Genomic DNA, 22,155 nt, shown 5'->3' on the forward strand with positions numbered 1-22,155 from the left:
GCCGTCAATACTTCTCGGTGTCGACGAATTCGCAGATGCTGGTGACGGGCGTGTCGACGAAGCCGGCGCGTGCGACAACGTCGCGAAGAGCGGGATCGGCGAGGAACTTCTCGGCCGAGGCACGGTCGGGGAAGTCGGTCAGAACCGTCACGTCGTTGCCGCTGCGATAGATCCGGTGGCAGGTGGCTCCGTGGGCCTGGCGGTTGTCCCGGTGTCCGCCGAACACCGTGCGCCAGGTGTCGAAGTCGTGCACCTCGTGCCGGGTGATGAGTGTGGTCACAACAATGTCTCCGTCACGTCGTCATGCGTGCTGGGTGGCGACCGGGTGGGCGACCGGTGGCCGGTGTCCCAGACGATCGGTCTTGGTCTGCAGGTAGCGCACGTTGTCGGGAGTCGGTTCGATGTGCAGGGGAGTGGTACGCAGGATGCGGGTACCGTACGCCGCCAGCGCGAACTCCTTGTGCGGGTTGTTCGACATCAGATTGACCGAACGGATCCGCATATCCGCCAGAATCTTTGCCGCCGTGCCGAAGTCGCGCGCATCGACGGGCAGGCCGAGGGCCGTGTTGGCATCGACCGTGTCGTAGCCGCGTTCCTGGAGACCGTAGGCCCGCAGTTTCTGAACGAGTCCGATGCCGCGCCCTTCGTGACCGCGCAGGTAGACGACCACTCCGGCACCGACGCGGGCGATCTCGGCGAGAGCCTGGTCGAGTTGGGGGCCGCAGTCGCAGCGCTGGGAGCCGAACACGTCGCCGGTCAGGCATTCCGAGTGGACCCGGACCAGGACGTCGTCCTGATCCGCGACGTCACCGAGCGTCAGCACGAGATGCTCCGTGCCGTCGCCCTCGGCGACCGCGACGGCCTCGAAGATCCCGTGCGGGGTGGGAAGGCGAACGGCGGGACTGGACGCGATGGGCGCCGTCCACCGGCGGTACCGGACGAGGTCCGCGATGGCGAGCTTGTGCAGTCCGTGTGTGGAGCAGAACTCGTCGAGGTCCGCCCCACGGGTCATGGTGCCGTCGTCGTTGACGATCTCGCAGATGGCGCCGGCCGGGCGCATCCCGGCCAGCGTGGTGAGGTCGATCGCGGCTTCGGTGTGACCGGGGCGTTCGAGCACGCCGCCCGGTCGGGCCCGCAGCGGGAAGACGTGCCCGGGCCGGGTCAGCTGTTCGGGGCGGGTGTCGGCGGCGAGCAGTCGGATGGTCCGGGCCCGGTCGGCGGCCGAGATCCCGGTGCTGACACCGTCGCGGGCGTCGACGCTCACCGCGTACGCGGTGCCCTTGGGGTCCTCGTTGTCCGTGCACATCGGGGGCAGCCGCAGCGCGTCGAGCCGCTCACCGGCCATCGGCACGCACAGCACCCCGGAGCCGTGGCGGACGGTGAAGGCGACGAGTTCCGGTGTCGCACATTCGGCGGCGAAGATCAGGTCGCCCTCGTTCTCCCGATCGTGATCGTCGACCACGACGACGGCGCGTCCGGCGGCGATCTCGGAGAGGGCGCGTTCGACGTCGGCGACGAACGCCGGCACCGAGGTCGGTACGGTCTCGAATGCCTGCTCGGTCATCGCCGCTCACCGCCCGAGGTGACAGGTGTCGAGGCGACGTCGGCCACCGTGTCCACGCGCCCGGTCGGCTGACCCTTCGGGCGACGCCGAACCCCGGGAAGCATGTAGGTGAGCATGTATACCACCGCGGCGACGGCGAAGCCGACGACGTAGGTGAGGTCGCCCCACTCGGGGTGGTGGACGGTGACCCAGCCCTGGTAGAAGGACAGGTTCCAGAAGGGGACGGAGGCAACGACACCGGCGATCCATGCGGCGAATCCCCAGTTCAGCACCAGGGTGTCGTCGTAGAGTTCACCGATCCGGGACTTGTCCTTCCGGCCGCCCACGAAGTAGTCGAGCAGCAGCGCCGCACCGAACGGAGCGATCAGGTAGGCCCCGAGGAACAGGAAGTTCTTGAACTTCGCCTCGAAGCCCTCACCCGCCCAGAGGCTGATGGCGTAGGCGACGACGCAGATGGCGATGACGGCGGTGCGGCGGCTGACCGGAATCCGCAGCGTCTGTACCGAGATGGCGCCGCCGTAGACGTTGAGGAAGTTCTGCGAGAACGAGGACAACAGGACGACGATCAGCGCGACGGGTGCCCACGAACCGGTCAGGCGTGCCAGCGCTCCGATGGGCTCCTCACCGGAGACGGCCGATCCGCCGAGCAGTGCACCAGCGATGCCGAGCCAGGTCAGCGTGATGAAGTTGCCGGCGAGGGTGTAGGCACCGGCGCGCTTGGCGGTGCCGTCGTCGTCGGGAAGGTAACGCGAGTAGTCCGACGCGAACGGCCACCAGGCGATGAGGAACGACATGAAGAAGCCCGCGAACGTGATCCATCCGCCGGTGCCGCCGATGTAGAACGGAGCGTCGGGGTTCGCGTCGAAGCCGACTGCGTCGCTGTTGGTCACCGACACGACAGTGATCAGGACGAATCCGAAGAACAGCACGAACGACAGGATCTTCTGCAGGAAATGGATCATGTTGTACCCGAAGACGGCTACCACCAATTGAATGCTCACGAGCGCCAGCGCGGAGAGCCAGAACGGGATACCGGGCGCGAGTTCGTGCAGTGCCTGCGCACCGAGAATGATTGTCACTGCTGCCCAACCGATGCCGGCGAAGACGTTGATGTACGCCACGGGGACGAAGTTGCCGAAGAACCCGAGCGGACCCCGCGACTGGATCTGCTGCGGAACGCCGAGGCGGGCGCCCATCTGCGACAGGATGCCCATCACGGCCGCGCCGATCAGGGAGCCCAGCACGATCGCGGTCACTGCCGAGGTCAACGAGAGCCCGAAACTGACGGCCGAGAAGCCCAGCACCATGATCGGAAAGTTCATGCCGGCGGCGAACCAGATGGAGAACTGGGAGCGGGCCGTGCCGTGCCGCTCGACGTCGGGAATGTGGTCGACACCGTACGGCTCGATTGCGGCGACCTTGCTGCGGTAGCCGCGGTCTTCGGTGTCTGGGGAGGAAGGCTGAGACATAAGAACCTCTCTAGTTGCCATGATGTATGGCAGAGGACGTTGTGTAGATCACTGTGCAGAACCGTTGCGACGAAGTCAACCCCCGTCATCAACCCGCCATGGGACGTAATCCAAATATCATTGCAGGAAAGGGGAGGGGTCGGACAGGCGGACTTCTTGACCAGCGGCGATCGGCGACGGTAACTTGTGGGAAATATTGCCATGCAAGATGGCAGTGCGGTCTGGAGGTAAACGGATGGTCGTCGCGTCGACCCGAAAGCTTGTGACCACGAATTTTCAGGAGCGGGTCGCCGACGGGCTCCGGCAGATGATCATCACCGGCGAGCTCGGGCCGGGTGATGCGCTGTCCGAGGTGAACCTCGCCGAGGCCTTCGGAATCAGCCGAACTCCCGTGCGCGAGGCGCTCAAGCAGCTGCAGATCGAGGGACTCGTGGAGATCCGATCCCGCGTCGGCACATTCGTCGCCGCCCCGTCCCGGCGCGAGATCAACGAGCTGTTCGAGATGAAACAGCTCCTCGAGGGCGCCGCCGCGCGGCTGATGGCCGCCCGCGGCAGCATTCCCGAACTGGATGCGATGAGATCCAACGTTGCGGACGCGGACGCAGCGGTCCTCGCAGGCGACACCGCACGGTACGCCGACCTGGTCCGCGAGTTCCACGAGATCCTGATCGTCGGCGCGGACAACGGCAAACTCGCCACCCACTATCGAATTCTGATGAATCAGTTGGCATACGGTCGGCTCGTGAAAACGTCACTTGCGCAACCTGGTCGCTCACTCGACTCCGAACGCGAACACCACCGGGTGCTCGACCTCATCGTCGACAAAGACGGTGCGGGCGCCGAGCAGCTCATGCGGCAGCACGTTCAGGCAAGCCATCACGCGGTAATGGCCGGGCTGGACGCGACGGGTCCGGCGAGCTGACCGATGTAGTAGCGAACAATCCGCGGGCCCACCTGATCGACAGGTGGGCCCGCGTTCGTCTCCGGGCTCGTCCCGGCGTCGGCCGGTATCATCCCAGCGGGGTGAGAGCCCCTCCGTCGAAGAACTTTCCGGCGCTGTAGATCATCGGAGTCTGCTCGGTCACCGCGGCATGCAGGACGCGGCAGATGAACACCGTGTGAGTGCTGGCCTGCAGCCGCTCCCGGATCTCGACCTCCATCTGCGCGCTGCTGCGCTCGATCAGCGGACTTCCGTAGGGTCCGGGCCGCCAGTCGAGGTCGGCGAACTTGTCGGCGGACTTCGATGCGAACTTGCCGACGACATCCATCTGGGCCGTGGACAGGATGTTGATCGCGAGGTGATCGGCGCGGAAGAGGCAGTCGTGTGTGTTCGACGTACGCTGCACGCAGACCATGACGGTCGGCGGGTCGAGCGAGATGCTGGCAAAGGCGTTGACCGCCAGACCCTTCGGGGAGTCGCCGTCCAGTGCGGTGATCACGGTGACGCCGGTGACGAACTGGCGGTTGACCTGCTTCATCAGGTCGATGTCGGCGTTCTGCTGAAGTGGTGACATGGTGTGTTCTCCGTGTTGATGCCGTGGGTCAGTCTTGGCCGACGGTGATGATGCCGAGTGCGGACAGGAGCGCGCGGGGGTCCCAGGTCACGAATTCTTCGACAATGCCGTCCCCGTCGAAGCGTGCGAACGTGGCCCCGCTGACCTGGACGCGCTTGCCGGTCGTGGGGATGCCCATGAACGCGCCGGTGTGGCTGCCTGCGCTGTGCCAGCGGATCGCGGCGCGGTCGCCCTCGAGGACGATGTCGTCGATCGTGGTCTTCAGATCGGGGAAGGCGGCGCGCGTCGACAGGATCGACGCCTTGAAGGTCTCGCGGTCCTGAGCGGATCCGTGGGTGCCGTGGCGCTGGTAGTGCGGGTCGAGGATGGTATCGAAGGCGTCCACCTCCCCTCGGTCCCAGGCTGCGTCCCACACCTTCACGATCAGCTCACGCCGGGTGGTGTCATCGGTCATTTCATGTGTTCCTTTCGGTCGGAAACGAGTTCTCTCCAGAACGACACCGTCAAGCCGGCGACGATCACGAGGAAGGGGAGTGAGGTCACGATCACGGTGTTCTGCAAGGCATTCAGTCCGCCTGCCAGCATGAGCACGATGGCGGTGATACCCGTGAGTACGCCCCACAGTACGAGGATCCAACGGGCCGGGGTCAGCGAGCCGTTCGAGGTCATCATGCTCAGCACGTAGGTGTTCGCGTCGGCTCCGGATACGAAGAATACGACGACGAGAACGATGGCGATCACCGATGTTGCCGTGGCGAACGGGTAGTGCTCGAGTGTGGCGAAGAATGCGCTGTTGATATCCGCCGCGGTGCGCTCGGCGATGTCGCCGCCTTCGTACATGTCGATGTGGATGGCGGTGCCGCCGAACACTGTGAACCAGGTGAAGAAGACGGCGCTGGGCACGACCAGGACTCCCATGATGAAGCCCCGGATGGTGCGCCCGCGGGAGATGCGGGCGAGGAAGACGCCGACGAACGCGCCCCAGGACACCCACCAGGCGAGCATGAAGTAGGTCCACCACTGCATCCACTCGAGGTCGCCGAACGCGGTGCCCTGCAGGCTCATCCGGAAGAAGTCGCTCGCCCACGTGCCGAGGGACTCGATGTATAGATTCGCGACGAACACCGCCGGGCCGACGACGAGAATGAAGGCGAACAACGCGATCGCCAGCGCGGTGCTGCATTGGCTGAGGAACTTGATGCCCTTGTTGACACCGGTGACGGCCGACAACGTGAACAACGCTGTGACGACTGCGATGATCAGCACCTGCGACACCGAGTCCACCGGCGTGCCGAACAGGGTGGCCAGCCCGTTGTTGACCTGAAGTGCGCCGAGTCCGAGCGACGTGGTCGTGCCGAACAGCGTGGCGAATACCGCGAGGACGTCGATCGTCTTGCCGAGGGGACCGTTCACACGGTCGCCGAGTAGGGGATGGAAAAGCTGGCTCACCAACGTCCGCCGGCCCTTGCGGTGCGTCGAGTAGGCGATGGCCAGGCCGAACACTGCGAAGATGGCCCACGCGTGCACGCCCCAGTCGAAGTAGGAGTACTGCATCGCGCGCACGGCGGCGTCGGTGGTTTTCGGCTCCGCGAGACCGTGTGGCGGCGAGGCGAAGTGTGAGATCGGTTCGGCGACGCCGTAGGAGATCAGGCCGATCCCCATGACCGCGCTCAAGATCATCGCGAGCCAACTGGGCGTCGAGAACTCCGGCTTCTCGTCGTTGCGGCCGAGGCGGATGTCGCCGGCGGGGCTGAACGCGAGGAAGACCAGAAAGACCAGGATACACAGCGTCACTACGAGATACGTCCAGCCGAAGGTGGATGTCATCCAGTTGAGCGAGTTGGTGGTGACGTCGTTCAGGTTCTCGGTGAATGCGACAGCCCATCCGACGAAGAGCGTCGAGACGCCGACCGACGTCCAGAAGACGGTGCCGAGTTCGTTGCGGCGGAATCGATTCCCGAGTGATCGATTGCCGCGACCGGGAACGCGAGCGCCGCCGCCGAGTGCGGCGATGGGTGCCGTCTCCGATGCGCTGTCGGTCGTGGTCGGTTTCGATGGGGTGGGACGGTGGCCCGATATGGGGGTCGTCTGAATCGACTGGCCGCTGCTCGGCTGCTCTACCATGCAAGAGATTATTAGGCGCGTCACATTCGCCTGTCAATGACGGAATGTGATCGACGCGAGCGCGGCGGGTCTGTTTACTGAGTGAATGACAGTTGAACTGGTCATATGCCGCGCATCCCATAGGTGGCGCCGACGGATTTCCCGACGAGGTGTTGACGGCTCTTGACCGAAGCGTGAGCCATGACTACGGTACGTTGTATGCAAGAGCGGAATCGAAATTGTATTGAGGCGGGCATCGAAATCCGCAAGCTGTCGCTCTATCGCGAGGAGATCGTGACCGAGGCGGGGGCGGCCCCTGCTCGTCCGGCATTTCGCGCCAGTGTCGCGGCTGTGGTCACGAACCCCTGGGTGGGCACCGGTGCTGCCACCGACCTGTCCGATGCAGTCGGTGAACTCGCACCTCGGCTCGCGAAGTTGCTGACCGACAAACTCATCGAGACACTCGGTGGCGCGGACCGGATCGAGGCGTTCGGCAAGGCTGCGATCGTCGGCACCGCCGGCGAGATCGAGCACGGCGGCGCCCTGATCCACACGCCGTACTTCGGGAACCTCGTCCGCGAGTTCCTGCAGGGGGAGTCCATCATCTGCTTCGCCGACACGAGGGCGGAAGCAGGCGAAGAACTGATCGTCCCGATGTGGCACAAGGAGCACGCCGCCACCCGAAGTCACTACCAGACCGTGAGCGCGCGAGTGGCAGATGCACCGCGCGCCGACGAGATCGTCGTCATTGCAGCGGCGTCGACCGGACCCCGTCCGCATCCGCGCATCGGCGACCGCGCAACCGACCCCGCTGTCACCGCTCAGAACCTGGAGGCTGTCCTTTCATGAACGTTCGCAAGATCATCACCGTCGTCGAAGAGATTCTGACCGAAGGGGGCCGCCCCGTGTCGCCCGCCGCGCGCGTGGCCATCGTCGCGGCGGTTATCGACAACCCCTGGGCTGGGCAGGGTTTCGTCGACGACCTCGGTCCCGGCATCGACGACACCGCGTCGGCTGCGGGCGCACTGCTGGCGCCGAAGGTGCTCGAGGCACTCGGGGCGCCCGCGGAGGCGTACGGTAAGGCCGCAATCGTCGGACTGAACGGAGAGATCGAGCACGGCTCGGGTCTCATCCACACACTGAAGTTCGGCGACCATTTCCGCAAGGCGGCGAACGCGACGACCCTGCTGCCTGCCGTCGAGAAGCGCGGACCCGCAGGCATCGTCTTCGACATCCCGCTCAAGCACATCACCGACGCGACGATCCGATCCCACCACCAGACCGTGGAAGTGAGGATCGCCGACGCGCCGCACCCGAACGAGATCGTGATCGCACTGGCCGCAGCCGCCCAGGGACGCCCCCAGCAGCGTCTCGCTCCGCTCGCGTCCGAGCAGTAACCGGGTACGTTCCATGAGCAAGCCAACCATGGTGCTGTTGCACGGCGTCGGGCTCGATCACACGATGTGGGAGCCCGTCGCCGCGCTGCTCACAGACCGGTACACGGTGATCACGCCCGACCTGCCCGGGCACGGCGCACGGCCCCCAGCCGCCGACGGCACGACCCTTGCCGACCTCGCCGACGGCATCGTCGACGACGTACCCCCGGGGTCGCATCTGGTGGGCTTCTCTCTGGGGGCACTCGTCGCCCAGTATCTCGCGCTCCGCCGTCCCGAACTGGTGGCGACGCTGACCTCGGTGAGTTCCGTCTGCCGGCGCACGGACGATGAGCGCACGGCGGTGCTGGCCCGATTGTGCACCGCTCGTGACGATTTCGCAGCAAGTGCGGCGACGTCGATCACCCGGTGGTACGCCGGCACCGCGGTCGGGCCGGAGTGGGTCCGCCGGACCCGGGACACGTTGTCGGCGAACGACGTCGCATCCTTCGTGAACTGCTACCGGGTGTTCGCGACCGCAGACGCGGAAATCGGTTCGGAGCTCGATTCGATCGCCGTGCCCGCCCTCGCGGTGACCGGCAGCGACGATCCCGGTTCCACTCCGGAGATGACACACCGGCTCGCGTCGGCCTTGCCGCACTGCAGGCCGGTGATCATCGACGACGCGCGGCACATGCTTCCCATCGAGCGTCCGGAGGCGCTCGTCGACTGCATCACGACCTTCATCGGAGAGCACGCACATGTCTGACCTCGAACAGTTGCACCACTTCATCGGCGGAGAACACGTCGCGCCCAAGTCCGGCGAGTACTTCGAGAGCACGAATCCGGCCACCCGGGAGACGCTGTACCAGGCAGCCCGGGGAAACACGGCCGACATCGAGCGTGCCGTCGCGGCGGCGAAGACGGCGTTCGACGACCCGCGCTGGCGCGATCTCAGCCAGACTCGGCGCGGCCATCTGCTTCGTCGTCTCGGCGATCTCATCGCGGAGAACGCCGAGGAGCTCGCCCGCATGGAGGTCGTGGACAACGGTAAGTTGCTGCGCGAGATGCGCGGGCAGTTGGCGACGCTGCCGGAGTATTACTACTACTACGCCGGACTGGCCGACAAGATTCAGGGCGACGTCGTTCCGACGTCGGACCGTCGGGTGCTGAACTACACCTCGCGCGAGCCGCTCGGTGTGGTGGGTGCGATCACGCCCTGGAACTCGCCGCTCACGCTCACGACCAGCAAGCTGGCTCCCGCGCTGTGCGCAGGCAACACCGTGGTCGTCAAGCCTTCGGAGTACACGTCGCGCTCGGCGCTGCGACTTGCCGAGCTGACGCTGGAAGCGGGCTTCCCGGCAGGCGCCGTCAACGTCGTGACCGGTTTCGGCGCCGAAGCCGGTCAAGCACTGGTCGACCACCCCGATCTCGCGAAGATCTCGTTCACCGGCAGCACTGCGACGGGCGCGCGGATCGCGGCGGCCACGGCGAGCCGGTTCATCGGATCGACGTTGGAGCTGGGTGGGAAGTCGCCCAACATCGTCTTCGAGGACGCGAACGTGGCCAACGCGGCGATGGGCGTCGTCGCGGGCATCTTCGCGGCCGCCGGGCAGACCTGCATCGCAGGCAGCCGGGTGTTCGCGCACCGCGCCGTCTACGACGAGTTGCTCGAGCGAGTCACCGAGCGCGCGAAGACCATTCGGATCGGTGACCCTCTCGACGACGCAACCGAACTCGGACCGCTCGCCTTCGCGGACCAGCGTGACAAGGTGGCGGGCTATGTCGATCTCGGCCGTAGCGAAGGAGCACGGGTCGTCACGGGCGGCCGGGCCTGCGACGGCGGGCTCGGCGGGTACTTCTACGAGCCCACCGTCCTCGTCGACGTCGACAACGACATGCGGGTGGTGCGGGAGGAGATCTTCGGTCCCGTGGCCGCGATCATGCCGTTCGAGACCGAGGAAGAAGTGATCCGGCTCGCCAACGACACCGACTACGGCCTCGCGGCCGGGGTGTGGACGACGAACCTGTCGCGGGCACACCGCATGGCCTCGCGACTCGAAGCCGGGACGGTCTGGGTGAACACCTACCGCGCGATGTCGCCGATGTCGCCGCGCCAGGGCTTCAAGAGCAGTGGCGTCGGCATCGAGCACGGTACCGAGACGATCAAGGAGTACACGAGGCTCAAGAGCGTCTGGATCAACACGAGCGAGGATCCCGTCGCGGATCCGTTCACCATGCGGAGCTGACCGCACCGAACTCTGGGCAGCACGATTGCCCGACGGCGCCGACACGCCGGATTTGCACATTAACCACACGAATTGCAGAGGAGGAACAGCAGATGAGGTTTTCGCTGTTCGTGCACATGGAGCGATGGGACGAAAGCGTCAGCCACCGCCAACTGTTCGAGAACCTGACCGAGCTGACGCTGATGGCCGAGGCCGGTGGATTCGAGACCGTGTGGATCGGTGAGCACCACGCGATGGAATACACTATTGCGCCCAGTCCGATGCCGTTGCTGTCCTACCTGGCCGGCCAGACGTCGACCATCCGGCTCGGCGCCGGCACGATCATCGCGCCGTTCTGGAACCCGATCCGGGTGGCGGGCGAGTGTGCTCTGCTCGACGTCATAAGCAACGGCCGCATGGAGGTCGGTCTGGCACGCGGCGCGTACCAGTTCGAGTTCGACCGCCTGGCGGACGGCCTGCCCGCCGGCGAAGGCGGCAAGCACCTGCGCGAACTCGTGCCCGCCGTGCGCGAACTGTGGAAGGGCGACTACGCCCACGACGGCGAGATCTGGAAATTCCCGACCTCGACGAGCGTGCCGAAACCGGTTCAGCAACCGATGCCACCGATGTGGGTCGCCGCCCGCGATCCGGCCTCGCACGACTTCGCGGTCGCGCAGGGGTGCAACGTGATGGTGACGCCGCTGATGAAGGGCGACGAGGAAGTCGCCGACCTCAAGAGCAAGTTCGAGACGGCTGTCGAGAATCATCCCGAGGTGCAGCGGCCCGAGATCATGGTGCTCCGGCACACGTACGTGCACTCGGCCGACGATCCGGAGGGCTGGCGACCGGCCGCCGAGGGCATCCAGAAGTTCTATCGGACGTTCGATGCGTGGTTCGGGAACAAGAAGGCCCCGGTCAACGGTTTCCTGGAACCGAGCCCGGAGTCGAAGTTCGCCGAGCGGCCCGAGTTCTCCCCGGAGTCGCTGCACAAGACCGCGATGATCGGGACGCCGGAGGAAGTGGTCGACCGCCTGCGGTACTACCAGGAACTCGGAATCGACGAGTTCAGCTTCTGGGCGGACAACACCCTCTCGCACGAGGAGAAGCGCAAGTCGCTCGAGCTGTTCATCAAGGAAGTCGTCCCCGCGTTCCGCTGACACTCGCAGGTGTCGGCACCGACACGTGGGCAGCGCACCCGCCCGGGCCACCGGCGGTCCGGGCGGGTGTCGGAAACATCCGCTGCGGCGCGCCGCGGCAGCGCTCGGAGCGAACCACCAGCAATGTACGGTTGACATGCAAGATACATGGCAGACCGGTGAAGGGGGAGCGATGGACGTCGCGGCGTCGCGGAGACTCGACACGAGCAACTTCCAGGAACGCGCGGCCGACGGAATCCGGGAGATGATCATCTCGGGCGAACTCGCACCGGGACAGTCGCTGTCCGAGATTTCCCTCGCCGACACCTTCGGGATCAGCCGCACCCCCATCCGGGAAGCTCTCAAACAGCTTCAGATCGAGGGCCTGGTGGAGATCCGCCCGAGGGTGGGTACTTTCGTCGCGGTTCCGTCTCGGCGCGAGATCAACGAACTGTTCGAGATGAAACAGCTCCTCGAGGGTGGTGCCGCCCGATTGATGGCCGCGCGCGGCGACGTCCCCGAACTCTCCGCGATGAAGGCCAACGTTCGCGAGGCCGACGCCGCCGTAGAGGCCGGCGACGTCGAGCGGTACGCGCACCTGGTCCACGAGTTCCACGAGATCCTCATCGTCGGTGCGGACAACGGCAAGCTCGCCACCCACTACCGCCTGCTGATGAATCAACTCGCCTATCGGCGGCTAGTGAAAACCTCCCTCTCGCAACCCGGCCGGTCACTCGAGTCCGAACGTGAACACCACACCGTCCTCGAACTGATCATCGCCAAGGACGGTATCGGCGCCGAGAACTACATGCGACGTCACGTCCACGCCAGCCAGCAAGCGCTCATGTCACAGCTCGACAGCTGACCGAGGACACGCCAGGCCGAGGGGGACGGACCGATGTGAACCTCACCGAGATCGCGTGGGCGGCGTCGCTCGCAACCGGGGTGCTGCTCCTCGGCGTATGACCTCGGGTTCACCCGCGCGCTCCGATTGAGCGTAAACCGACGTCCGTCATGTCGGTCCGTCGACCACTACCTTCGGTGCACACTGGACTCAGCCACGCCGCCCGGATCGCTGCTCAACCGGAACAGCGGCGGCGGCGCAGGAGGGCCGGATGTTCCACCGCGGCGACCACGTCGTCACCGAAACCCCGACGCTCGACGAGGACCTGCTCGTCGAGCCCGAAGGTCGCCGCCCGTGGGTCGAATTCCTCACGTCCACGCCCGGACGGCTGACCGTGCTGGGGGTCGCGCTCATCGCCGTGGTCATCGCCGCCGGCGTGATCACCTCGGCGGCGGTCGGCGCGCGGCAACAGCGAGTCGAGGTACTCCGCACCCACACCGAGCCACTGGCGAACGCTGCCCAGGCCCTCTACAGCTCGCTGTCGATCGCCGATGCGGCCGCTACGACGTCCTTCATCTCCGGCGGCGGGTCGGGTACCGGGGCGGAGCAGTTCACGCAGGCGGTCGGGGACGCGTCGAACGCGCTGGTCACGGCCACCAACGGGGTGTCATCTCAGGATGCCGAATCGCTGTCACTGTTGTCGGATGTCGTGCGCAATCTCGCCGAGTACTTCAATCTCGTCGCCACGGCGCAAGCGAACGATCGGGCCGGCAACCCGGTCGGGGTGGCATATCTGTCCGATGCCTCGGCGCTCATGCAGGACACCATCCTCCCGTTGGCGGAGCAGTTGTACGTCCGTCAGGCCGAGGCGGTCGCCGAGACCCAGACACACACGGCCCAACTGCCCGCGGCCGCGTTCACGGTGACCGCGGCCGCGCTCGCCGCGCTCGTCCTCTCCCAGCTGTACGTCGTGCGAAAGAGCAAGCGCCGGTTCAACCCCGGCCTCGCTGTCGCAACGTTGCTCATGGCGGGACTTCTGATCTGGCTGATCGCCGGAAGCCTGGTGTCGACGTCGGCAAGCGAACGCGCGAGAACCGAAGGAACACAACCCATCAACACCGTCGCGCGCGCTCGAATCCTGGCGCAGCAGGCCCGCGCCGACGAGACCCTCGCCCTGCTGCAGCGCGGGGCCGACACCCAATCGGAGATCGATTACACGCGGCACTCCCAGGCATTGACCGACGAACTCACCCGGCAGCTGGACAGCTCGCACGGTGAGGTCGCCACGGACGACCTCCGCGATGCCGCGGCGGCCCGCGACGGCTGGCTGGCCGCACACCGGGACATCGAGATCGCCCTGGAGCGCGGTGACTACCCGACCGCCGCGGCGATCGCCGCCGGCTCCGGCTCCGGCACGTCGGCGGCGAAGTTCGCAGCCATGGACGAAGCGCTGCAAAACGCGATCGACCGACTTCGCGACGACGAGGCAAGCGCCGTGACCGACGCCTATCGGTCGATGTCGTCCTTGGCGATCGGTAGCATGATTATTGGCGTGTCCTGCGGATTCGCCGTCGGCGGGGGTATCTGGCCGCGACTGAACGAGTATCACTGATGACGCAGATGAGGATTGCGAGACCGGGGGCGAGGCCGCGTGCTCGGCACCTGGTCGGCATTCTCGCCGTCGCAGTCCTCGCGGGCTGCGCGGCACCCGACCCTCTCACCCCGACGGTCGCGGGCACGTACACCACACGGCCGATGACGAACGGTGCGCAAATCATCCCGCCCACGAACAATCCGCCGCCTGCAGGACCGTCTCCCGAGTCGTGCGGAGCGCTCGCGAGCCTGCGTCCCGGCCCGCAGCCTCCTCCGGGACAGATGCCGCCCGGTGGGTCACTCGCCGAGATCGCGGCGCGCGGCCGGTTGATCGTCGGTGTCGACCAGAACACGAACCCGTTCAGCTTCCGCGACCCGACCACGGGCACCCTGCAGGGCTTCGACATCGACGTGGCGAAGGAAATCACCAAGGACATCTTCGGTGATCCGACGAAAGTCGAATTCCGGCTGCTCACCTCGGCCGGCCGTTTCACGGCACTCGAGCACAACGATGTCGACGTCGTCGTTCACGCCACCGCGATCACGTGCGAACGCGCCCAGCGCGTCGCCTTCTCCACCGAGTACTTCCGCGCTTTTCAGCGAATCATGGTTCCGCGGGGCTCCGACATCACGGGGCCGGCGGACCTGGCCGGAAAACGGGTCTGCACCTTCGTCGACACCACGTCGCTTCCCACCGTCCAACGGGTCGCGCCGGAGGCCACGATCGTCGCCGTCCCCGATTGGGACGACTGCCTCGTCACCATGCAGAAACGGCAAGCCGACGCGACCAGCACCTCCGACTCGCTCCTGGCCGGCCTCGTGTCCCAGGACCCGCATTTTCAGATCGTGGGACCACCGATGGAGGACGAAGAGCACTGGGGAATCGGTCTCAACAAGTACAAGGACGACCTGGTGCGGTTCGTCAACGGCACCCTCGACCGCCTGCGCGCGGACGGCACGTGGATGCGCCTCTACGACCGGTGGCTCGCCGCGTCGCTCGGGCCGATCGCAAGCCCACCCCCGGCCACCTATCGGGATTGAGACGACGGTTCCGCTCGCACAACCAACCGAAAGTTGGTTGGTGATGCAGGCAGTTCTGCTGTGAGCAGGCACCGGTCACCGATCCGCAACCGGCGACATCTTCCGTTTCCAGGTTGGTCGACATCGAGCGTCCACGTTCTCGCGTGCGCATACCGCCGTCACTGCGGCACGACTCGATACTCAGCTGCCGCCGGGGATAATTCCCGCCCGCGAAAGCTGGCCCATTACATCGATCAGCCAGGAAATTACGGCGGGTGGAAATGGGGACCAGAAGTTCCAGCTGTCTCCCGCCAGATGGACGAAGCTGTCCGTTTGAATCACCTTCTACGTGCAGTGGCCGGCGATGTCGTCGGGGGCGCAGCCCACGATAATCGGCAACCCGACAGCCGGCAGCCCAAACAACGAGGAGGAGGGAGTGGCACACCAATGGTAAGGGTTTCGATGATCGAATCCCTTGTGGTGTCTCAGAAGGTCGGCCTCCCAGCAAGGCGGCTCAACCGGATTGCGTCAGGTTGCGCACCTCGCCGGCCGGCAGAGGAGAACGCGCCTGCCGACCTTCGTTCATGTCGCCCCGTTCGCGCGCGGCCGGTGGGGCTCTACCTGTGCCGACGGAACGGCCCCCGCTCCTTCACGGGATCGGGGCCGTTCACGTCATCCGGAGTGTCGGTTCGGTCACGTGAGCACCGCGGCGGGTGCGCCGCCCGGTGCGCCGGTGACGGCATACACTTTGCCGTCCGCGTAGTCGGTGACGTACAGCGTGCCGGTGTCCGGATCGACCAGCAGGACTCGGTAGGGTCCGTACGACCCGGAGGTCGAGCCGTCCGGGTCGGTCACGAAGGTGCCGAGGACGGCGTATGTCGAGGCGTCGACCACCGAGACGGTCCGGCCGTCCGCGCCGGAGACATACAGCAGATCGCCGTCCGCGCTGACAGCCACGTCTTGTGCTCCCGCGGGCAGCCGGACGGTCGCGAGCTGGGTCCCGTAGGTGGTACTGGACGGGTCGACGTCGATCACCGTGACGACCTCGTATCCGCCCGTCACGCGCCAGGTCTGTCCGGTTTCGTCGGTGATGAACCATCCGTTGGAGTAGCCGCCGCTGGCGCGCTCCACCGTGCTGACGTGGTACGTGACATAGGCTCGGGTGCCGTCCGCGTTGATCGCGACACTGCTGGTGACATCGGTGAACTCGCTGCTCGAGCGGGTGTGGTCCCACACAGGCCCGACTCTCAGGGTGCTGATCGCCGTCATGGATTCGGTGTCGATCACGGTAACGGACGCGGCCGGCTCCGACGACGTCATGGAGATGCCCGCGCCGCTCGTGCCGTACAGGCGACTTCCGTCCTCGCTGACGGCCAGATCGGTGAAGTATCCGAGGGGCTGGGAGGTGATCACGTCGTTCGTTGCGGTATCGACCACCGACACGGTGCCGTCCTCACCGCTGGCGTAGAGGCGTGTCCCGTCGGGGCTCACGATCAGCTCCTGCGCCAGGGAATAGCCCTGAAAGTCCGGGGACGTGGGCAGATAGATCGTGTCGACGACGGTGCCGGTGGTCGTGTCGATCACCGAGACGGTGCCGGCCCATGGGCTGTTGACGTACACCCGGTCCGCGTCCGGGGCGGCCGCGATGTTCGACGACGCCCAGTCGACCGCGATCGGCGACCCGACGACCGTGTTGGTGTCGCGGTCGACGACCTGAACGAAGCCGTCTTCGCTCACGACGTACAGCCGGTCGCCGACGAGGACCGCGCCGGTCGGGGTGCCTTCCGCCGGGATCGATGTCGAGTCGACCTCGAGGACATCGGGAACCTGCGTCGGTGAGACCGCAACGGTGACAACGATGTTCGTCACTGCTTGGCCGTCTGCGAGGGCGATGGTGAAGTGGTCGGCGTCCTCTCCCGGCGTTTGCAGGGCGAGGTCGCGGGCGGCGACGGTCGGGATGTAGGTGAAGGTCGAGCCGTCGGAGAGGACCGATCCGGACCCGGGCGCGGTGTTCGAGAAGGTGACCGGGTCGCCGTCCGGGTCTTTGGGGTCGACGAGGGTGACGAGGACCGCGCCGTCGGACGGCCGAGGTGCGCCGGCCGTCCAACTTGCTGTGGGTGCGGAGTTCACGTAGGTGAGTGTCACGGCCCGCACCCGCCCGTCGGCCGCATCGGTGACGAGCATCCGGGAACCGTCGGCACTGAGCACGATGGAATGGTCGCCGGACTCGGTGGGCGAGTCGAAGGAGAGTGTGGACACGACGGTGTTGGTGCGCGTGTCGATGACGGTCAGCGTGTCCGGATCGGAGACGACATAGGCTGCGCTCCCGTCGGGGGACACCCGCACGTCGGTCGGCCGCGACCCGACGGCGACGGTGCCGACGAGGGTGTTGTTGGCGGTGTCGATGACCGAGACGCTGTTGCCGGCGCGGTTGGTCACGTACACACGTTTGCCGTCGGGGCTCACGGCGACGGCGCTGGGAGTCGTGCCGGTCTTGACGGTGGCCACGACGGTGTTGTTGGCAGTGTCGATGACCGAGACGGTGTTGCTGCTGCGGTTGGTGACATACACACGGGTGCCGTCGCGGTTGACGGCGACGGCGCTGGGTGTGGTGCCGGTCTTGACGGTGGCGACGACGGTGTTGTTGGCGGTGTTGATCACCGAGACGTTGCCGCTGCTGCTGTTGGTGACATACGCGCGCGTGCCGGTGGGGTTGACCGCGACGGCGCTGGGAGTCGTGCCGGTCTTGACGGTGGCGACGACGGTGTTGTTGGCGGTGTTGATCACCGACACGTTGCCGCTGACGCTGTTGGTGACGTACACCCGGGTGCCGGCCGGGTTGGCCGCGACACCGGTCGGCGAGGTGCCGACGGTCACCGAGCCGACGACGGCGTTATTTGCGTCGAGCACGGATACGCTCTTCGAACCCTGGTTTGCCACATAGGTTTTGGTGCCGGAGATGGTGTCGGCGGACACCACACCCGATGGGTTGGAACCGACAGTAATGGACTGCGCGACCTGCATCCGTGCCGCAGACACCGGCACCTGCACGGTCACCGGGTTGCCGGAGTGCCCGGAAATCGGGGTGACGGTGAATGAGTCGAACGAGTTGTAATCGGTGCTCGGGTCCAGAGCGGCCAACTGGCGCGCTGCCTGGGTGGGGGTGTAGATGAAGTGGCCGGTCGCGTCGTCCACAGTGACCGTTCCGCGGCTCGGCGATCCTGTGACCCTGTAATCGAACGAATTGATCGAGGTGAGCACCGAACCGGTGCTGCGGTCGGGCACATCGACGATCGGCCCGGCAGCGGATGCAGCGTTCGTGCTGGTGGATTCGGTGCTCGCGACGGCGAACGATTCGATCGGCTCGCTGGTCGTGACGGGCGCGGCAGCCAGCGTTGGATTCGCGTCGGTGGTGAACACCTTCTCCTGCCGACGGCACCATGCCGCGGCCAGCGCCCAGAACGTCGGCGACTCGATCGGTACCTGCGGGTCATTCGACAGGAACGGACGTAGCCCGAGGGCGCCGAGCACCTTCGACACGACATTGGATGCGACGTCCACCGCCGCGGTGGGGAGAGACGGGGCCAATGCCTGCGTCCCGTGCTGCGGCCCATCGACACGGGTGTCGGGCACCGGGCGCGTCGGGGCTGTCGTCGCCTCGATCGTGATGTTCGTGGGAGCCGTCGCCGGAACTGCTTCCGAAATCGCTGCTGTCGCGTCCGGGACGGGTCCGCGTGCTGCCGGGTCTTCCGCCATGGCAGGGGCGAGAGCGGTGCCGGAGCTGTCCGTAGCCGGGATGGTCGGCGGGATCGGCGCACTGGCGTCGCCGGCAGGTGCGCTGTCGTGACCCTGGACTTGTGCCGGTGACGCGGACGAATCCGATTGCTCGGTGACCGCTCGTGCCGGAGGCCGGTCGGCCGGCGCGATCGCGGCACCGGACTCGTCGATCGTGGCCGGTGCCGTGGCGGCAGAACTCGATCCGACTGGCTCGGACTCGTCTGCTGTCGTGCCCGAGTTCGGCATTTCACCGCCGTTCACAACCGACGAACTGTCGGGTGTCGTGGAGTCGGGTGCTGTAGGGGTGCCGGGTGTCGTCGCGCCGGACCCGGTCACGTCGTCGTTCGAGGTGCCGGACGTGGATTCGGTGCCCGTCGTGGATTGCGAATCCGTGCCGGACGTGGATTGTGAATCCGTGGTCGAGTCGTCGGTCGTCGACGATCCGGATCCTCCGCTCGACGAATCCGAGTCGGTTCGGGATGCGCCGGATGACGTCCTGTCCGACGAGGTCCCGTCCGTGGACCGGTCCGTGGTTCTCCCGTCGGACGATGTCTGGTCGGAGGAATCGGAACTCGACGACGTGGACGAGTCTCCGACGGACGGTGCTGCCACCGCTGTGCCGACCGGCGCGACCGCAAGCCCAATGCCCACTGCCACCGCCAGCTCGCCGAGGTGCTTGAGGTGCTTGTCGGTATTCATGAGTTACTCCTCCATGAGGACGCTTCGAACTGCAGTCCGGACGCACCCTCCGGGGGCTGGGCTTGCTTATCGCCTCGAAGCGCTTCTCGAGTTGGATGCGACAGCAATGATCGTCACGCTCAGTCGCGGATTTGAACCGCGTAGTCGACTACGCGATTTCTGGTAATTGCGGCGACGCGCGATCAGCGCAGTCTGGCGTGGTAGCGGTGGCCTTCCACTGTGCGGATGGAGACGCCGAGGCGTCCGGCGATCTCTTTGTTGGTGAAGCCTTGGGCGACGAGGGCGACGATTTCGCGCTGCCGCCTCGTGAGTGGAGTGGTTTCGCCGACCCGGCGCAGCGCGGGGGTGTCGAGTCCGCGGTGGGTGCCTGCCAGCGTCCTGGCACGTTCGATGGCTGTCAGTGCGGAACCATGATGTTGCTGTTCACGGAAGAGAGTTCCGGCTTGCGCCGAGGCATCGGTCGCTGCGACGATGTCACCGAATTCCTCGTACAGTCGTGAGGCTTCGGCGAGTTTTTCGCCGTTGACGCTGGTCAGGCCGTTGGCATGCAGTGCAGCGGCGTGAATGCGAGGACCGTCGACGAGGGCTGTGAGCTCGTTCAGCCGGTGCGCGGTGGTGCGATCGCCGAATTGCGATGCGGCTTGCAAACACATGGTTTCTTGGCCGAAGTGGCCGCGATCGGCCGCGATCACGGCCGCATTCCGGGCGAGGCGGATTGCATCGGCGATCATCCCTTGGGCGGCCGCAGCCCAAGCTTTGGCGAGGGTGCACGCTGATCGGAGGAAGCCGTAAGGATTCAACGTGTCGAGATCGCGCACCAGCTTCGCTGCGCGTTTCCCGTCGCCGCGATGTGATAACGCGAGAATTAGGTAAACCCGGCAGCTCACGACAGCCGACCTGTCGTACATGGTCGTACCGAATTCGCGATTCGCCCTGTTCAGAACCTCGAGCGCAGCGCTCAGACGACCTTGGGACAGGTCAACGTAGCTGTGGAGCAACGACACGAACAAACCTATGGTTCCCGGAGTGTGCGCGGCATAGTCGACAAACTGGGTCATGACTTGTTCCGCGGCCTGAAGGTACCCCGCGATGAACATTGCCTCGATGTGGAAGTAGACGATCCCGTACTCCAGCGCGGAAGCATCACTAGATATTGCGACCAAAGCGGAGGCCCGCTTGGTCAACGGAAATACCTTGGCGGCATGTCCCGAGTAGCCGTGGGCAATGACAAGGGCGCAGGAGGTGAGCACGAATGCCATATCGCTCGGTGCAGCCTGAAACACCACATTTCCTGCGGCGATCGCGTGTTCCGGTCGGCCTTGCACTGACTCGAGGAGTGCTTCGAATGCGGCTAGCTCGGATGATGTGTGATTATGGGGCGCTAACTTGGCGATTGCCAGTTCTTGCCTCGCCCGTTCCGGATCGCCGAGGCTCCAGCAGAGGGTGCCGACTCGCATGACGGACAGTCGTCTTCGCTCCTCGATCGTGAGCGCGTTCTGATCGAGCGCCTCGAGCAGGGTGAATGCGTCCTGTGCCCGACCGACGTTATTGAGCACCCAGTAGTGCAGCATCGCGCCTTGAAAGCCGGTATCGGATATGTGCCCGACATCCGCGAAACGAAGGGCGAGGGGAGCATCGTGGAGCCGCAGTGCGGTGGCAGTGGCGGAGAGGTAAAGCCCCAGGTCGGGCCGCAGGTCGGATTCGAGTGTGAGCACCGCCCGTCGCAACAAAGCTGCGGGTGTCGGATCGGCGCGGGTGGACAGGACCGTTGCGAGACGACCGCGCAGGCGGCGCAGTTGTAGGAGGTTTCCAGTGCTGCGACGGACTTCACCATAGAGGGGGTGGCTGAGGCGGACGTCGATATCGCCGTTGTCGCTGGTCATGTCGATGAGTCCGCGGGAATGCACTTCCTTGACCGCATGCGGGCTGGTGAGAATTTCCAACACCGTGCCGTCGATGGGTTCGCCGATCGCGAGGTAGTCGAGGACTTCTGCGGTGTCCTCGGTCAGCGAACCAAGCTGGCCGGTAATGAGTTTGGCGAGGGTGGGTGAGACGACGGGTTCGCCGGTCCACCGCCAGATGCCGACGTCGCTGACGAGCCGTCCGGCGTCCCGTTCCTGGCGAACGAGATGCCGCAGGAACAGCACATTGCCGCGGGTCAGGTTCCACATTTCGGCCGCCGTTGCGGGGGCGACGGGCCCAGCGAGCGCTTGCGAAAGCAAGCGTTCAGTGTCGTTCTCGCCCAGAGGATCTAAATCGAGTCGGGCGAGGAACGCGTCTTTCCAGAGCGTGGTGATGGTGTCGGGGGCCGGTTCTGTGCTGCGGAGGGTGAGCACGACCCTGGCAAGGCCGCGCTGCACGAGCTGTTGGATGACGACGACAGACAGGTCGTCGAGCAGGTGAACGTCGTCAACGGCCACGACTACGGGCCTGTCGCCGGCAGTGAGCGCTGTGATGACGGTATGGATGACCATCATCGGGTCGGCCTGAGAGATCGGCGCCCATTGAGCAAACGCTCCCAACGGAAGTGTTCGGGCCGAGGCCGTAGCGGTGACCCACCGGACGGCGTGCCGTTTGGCAAGTACGGCGACGGCGGCACTCGCCAACCGAGTCTTGCCAACACCGACACCGCCCGCCACAAGAACCCCAGAGCCATCACCAGAGCCTTCGACGGCCGCCCAGATGCGCCGTAGTTCCTCATCCCTGCCAATAAGTGGCCAGACACCGTCCACGGTGCAATCCTAGTGTGTCGGTCCGGAAATTATCGCTGTAATTACCTATGGTGTTGTAGTGGCGGATTTCGGGCGTGATGGCGAGTTTGTGTTGACCGGTGAC

Annotated in this window: 16 protein-coding genes and 1 pseudogene; 9 read left to right on the forward strand and 8 right to left on the reverse strand. The window is 65.8% G+C overall.

Going from position 1 to position 22,155, the window contains the following annotated elements:
- Nucleotides 1-4 precede the first annotated feature (4 nt).
- Genes ACFU5V_RS38390 through ACFU5V_RS38400 form a run of 3 tightly spaced genes read right to left on the reverse strand, consistent with a single transcriptional unit; the run spans nt 5 to nt 3,033 of the window.
- A complete protein-coding gene (locus tag ACFU5V_RS38390; RefSeq protein ID WP_378706085.1) occupies nt 5-280 on the reverse strand; it encodes a hypothetical protein in 276 nt (91 codons plus the stop codon).
- Between the two features lie 21 nt (nt 281-301).
- Complete coding sequence (locus ACFU5V_RS38395) at nt 302-1,564, reverse strand: bifunctional 3,4-dihydroxy-2-butanone-4-phosphate synthase/GTP cyclohydrolase II (protein WP_378706087.1); 1,263 nt, start codon at nt 1,562-1,564, stop codon at nt 302-304.
- The gene (locus ACFU5V_RS38400; protein ID WP_378706089.1) at nt 1,561-3,033 is read right to left on the reverse strand and encodes a purine-cytosine permease family protein; all 1,473 of its coding nucleotides are present in this window, start codon (nt 3,031-3,033) and stop codon (nt 1,561-1,563) included. The genes ACFU5V_RS38395 and ACFU5V_RS38400 overlap by 4 nt, the downstream gene beginning before the upstream one ends.
- A 262-nt stretch (nt 3,034-3,295) precedes the next feature.
- Here ACFU5V_RS38400 and ACFU5V_RS38405 point away from each other — a divergent pair, with 262 nt between their 5' ends.
- On the forward strand, nt 3,296-3,955 hold the full coding sequence (locus ACFU5V_RS38405) for a GntR family transcriptional regulator (protein ID WP_378435987.1): 660 nt from the start codon (nt 3,296-3,298) through the stop codon (nt 3,953-3,955).
- A gap of 88 nt (nt 3,956-4,043) precedes the next feature.
- Here the strand turns inward: ACFU5V_RS38405 and ACFU5V_RS38410 are convergent, their stop codons facing one another.
- From ACFU5V_RS38410 to ACFU5V_RS38420, 3 genes are read right to left on the reverse strand one after another with little or no spacing between them, the layout of a single operon-like run.
- On the reverse strand, nt 4,044-4,547 hold the full coding sequence (locus ACFU5V_RS38410; RefSeq protein WP_378706091.1) for a flavin reductase family protein: 504 nt from the start codon (nt 4,545-4,547) through the stop codon (nt 4,044-4,046).
- Nucleotides 4,548-4,575: 28 nt separating this feature from the next.
- Nucleotides 4,576-5,001 carry an ester cyclase gene (locus tag ACFU5V_RS38415; protein ID WP_276138582.1) on the reverse strand — a complete coding sequence of 142 codons (426 nt, stop codon included), beginning with the start codon at nt 4,999-5,001 and terminating at the stop codon, nt 4,576-4,578.
- Nucleotides 4,998-6,671, reverse strand: a complete 1,674-nt coding sequence (locus ACFU5V_RS38420) for a BCCT family transporter (RefSeq protein ID WP_378706093.1) — start codon at nt 6,669-6,671, stop codon at nt 4,998-5,000. The genes ACFU5V_RS38415 and ACFU5V_RS38420 overlap by 4 nt, the downstream gene beginning before the upstream one ends.
- A 198-nt stretch (nt 6,672-6,869) precedes the next feature.
- On the opposite strand from ACFU5V_RS38420, the gene ACFU5V_RS38425 reads away from it, so the two are divergent.
- From ACFU5V_RS38425 to ACFU5V_RS38460, 8 genes and pseudogenes are all read left to right on the forward strand, one after another.
- A complete protein-coding gene (locus ACFU5V_RS38425; protein ID WP_378706095.1) occupies nt 6,870-7,499 on the forward strand; it encodes an amino acid synthesis family protein in 630 nt (209 codons plus the stop codon).
- A complete protein-coding gene (locus ACFU5V_RS38430; RefSeq protein WP_378435977.1) occupies nt 7,496-8,047 on the forward strand; it encodes an amino acid synthesis family protein in 552 nt (183 codons plus the stop codon). The genes ACFU5V_RS38425 and ACFU5V_RS38430 overlap by 4 nt, the downstream gene beginning before the upstream one ends.
- A 13-nt stretch (nt 8,048-8,060) precedes the next feature.
- On the forward strand, nt 8,061-8,792 hold the full coding sequence (locus ACFU5V_RS38435; protein ID WP_378706097.1) for an alpha/beta fold hydrolase: 732 nt from the start codon (nt 8,061-8,063) through the stop codon (nt 8,790-8,792).
- A complete protein-coding gene (locus ACFU5V_RS38440; RefSeq protein ID WP_378706099.1) occupies nt 8,785-10,272 on the forward strand; it encodes an aldehyde dehydrogenase in 1,488 nt (495 codons plus the stop codon). The genes ACFU5V_RS38435 and ACFU5V_RS38440 overlap by 8 nt, the downstream gene beginning before the upstream one ends.
- Before the next feature lie 92 nt (nt 10,273-10,364).
- Entirely contained in the window at nt 10,365-11,408 is a 1,044-nt protein-coding gene (locus tag ACFU5V_RS38445; protein ID WP_378435971.1) for an LLM class flavin-dependent oxidoreductase, read from the forward strand.
- Between the two features lie 136 nt (nt 11,409-11,544).
- Entirely contained in the window at nt 11,545-12,252 is a 708-nt protein-coding gene (locus ACFU5V_RS38450) for a GntR family transcriptional regulator (protein ID WP_378435969.1), read from the forward strand.
- 149 nt (nt 12,253-12,401) lie between these two features.
- Nucleotides 12,402-13,843, forward strand: a pseudogene (locus tag ACFU5V_RS38455) (hypothetical protein).
- The gene (locus ACFU5V_RS38460) at nt 13,843-14,865 is read left to right on the forward strand and encodes a glutamate ABC transporter substrate-binding protein (protein WP_378706101.1); all 1,023 of its coding nucleotides are present in this window, start codon (nt 13,843-13,845) and stop codon (nt 14,863-14,865) included. The pseudogene ACFU5V_RS38455 and the gene ACFU5V_RS38460 overlap by 1 nt, the downstream one beginning before the upstream one ends.
- Nucleotides 14,866-15,537: 672 nt before the next feature.
- Here ACFU5V_RS38460 and ACFU5V_RS38465 read toward each other — a convergent pair.
- A complete protein-coding gene (locus ACFU5V_RS38465; RefSeq protein WP_378706103.1) occupies nt 15,538-19,320 on the reverse strand; it encodes a beta-propeller fold lactonase family protein in 3,783 nt (1,260 codons plus the stop codon).
- A gap of 182 nt (nt 19,321-19,502) precedes the next feature.
- Nucleotides 19,503-22,052, reverse strand: a complete 2,550-nt coding sequence (locus ACFU5V_RS38470) for a LuxR C-terminal-related transcriptional regulator (protein WP_378706105.1) — start codon at nt 22,050-22,052, stop codon at nt 19,503-19,505.
- Nucleotides 22,053-22,155 lie beyond the last annotated feature (103 nt).

This window comes from Rhodococcus sp. NPDC057529, from assembly GCF_042802055.1.
Lineage (GTDB): Bacteria > Actinomycetota > Actinomycetes > Mycobacteriales > Mycobacteriaceae > Rhodococcus_F.

Excerpts from the sequence above, each read along its gene's own strand:
- ACFU5V_RS38400 (WP_378706089.1), bottom strand. The coding sequence starts at position 3,033 with ATGTCTCAGCCTTCCTCCCCAGACACCGAAGACCGCGGCTACCGCAGC.
- ACFU5V_RS38435 (WP_378706097.1), top strand. The coding sequence starts at position 8,061 with ATGAGCAAGCCAACCATGGTGCTGTTGCACGGCGTCGGGCTCGATCAC.
- ACFU5V_RS38395 (WP_378706087.1), bottom strand. The coding sequence starts at position 1,564 with ATGACCGAGCAGGCATTCGAGACCGTACCGACCTCGGTGCCGGCGTTC.
- ACFU5V_RS38430 (WP_378435977.1), top strand. The coding sequence starts at position 7,496 with ATGAACGTTCGCAAGATCATCACCGTCGTCGAAGAGATTCTGACCGAA.
- ACFU5V_RS38425 (WP_378706095.1), top strand. The coding sequence starts at position 6,870 with ATGCAAGAGCGGAATCGAAATTGTATTGAGGCGGGCATCGAAATCCGC.
- ACFU5V_RS38415 (WP_276138582.1), bottom strand. The coding sequence starts at position 5,001 with ATGACCGATGACACCACCCGGCGTGAGCTGATCGTGAAGGTGTGGGAC.
- ACFU5V_RS38465 (WP_378706103.1), bottom strand. The coding sequence starts at position 19,320 with ATGAATACCGACAAGCACCTCAAGCACCTCGGCGAGCTGGCGGTGGCA.
- ACFU5V_RS38420 (WP_378706093.1), bottom strand. The coding sequence starts at position 6,671 with ATGGTAGAGCAGCCGAGCAGCGGCCAGTCGATTCAGACGACCCCCATA.
- ACFU5V_RS38410 (WP_378706091.1), bottom strand. The coding sequence starts at position 4,547 with ATGTCACCACTTCAGCAGAACGCCGACATCGACCTGATGAAGCAGGTC.
- ACFU5V_RS38440 (WP_378706099.1), top strand. The coding sequence starts at position 8,785 with ATGTCTGACCTCGAACAGTTGCACCACTTCATCGGCGGAGAACACGTC.
- ACFU5V_RS38445 (WP_378435971.1), top strand. The coding sequence starts at position 10,365 with ATGAGGTTTTCGCTGTTCGTGCACATGGAGCGATGGGACGAAAGCGTC.
- ACFU5V_RS38450 (WP_378435969.1), top strand. The coding sequence starts at position 11,545 with ATGCAAGATACATGGCAGACCGGTGAAGGGGGAGCGATGGACGTCGCG.
- ACFU5V_RS38460 (WP_378706101.1), top strand. The coding sequence starts at position 13,843 with ATGACGCAGATGAGGATTGCGAGACCGGGGGCGAGGCCGCGTGCTCGG.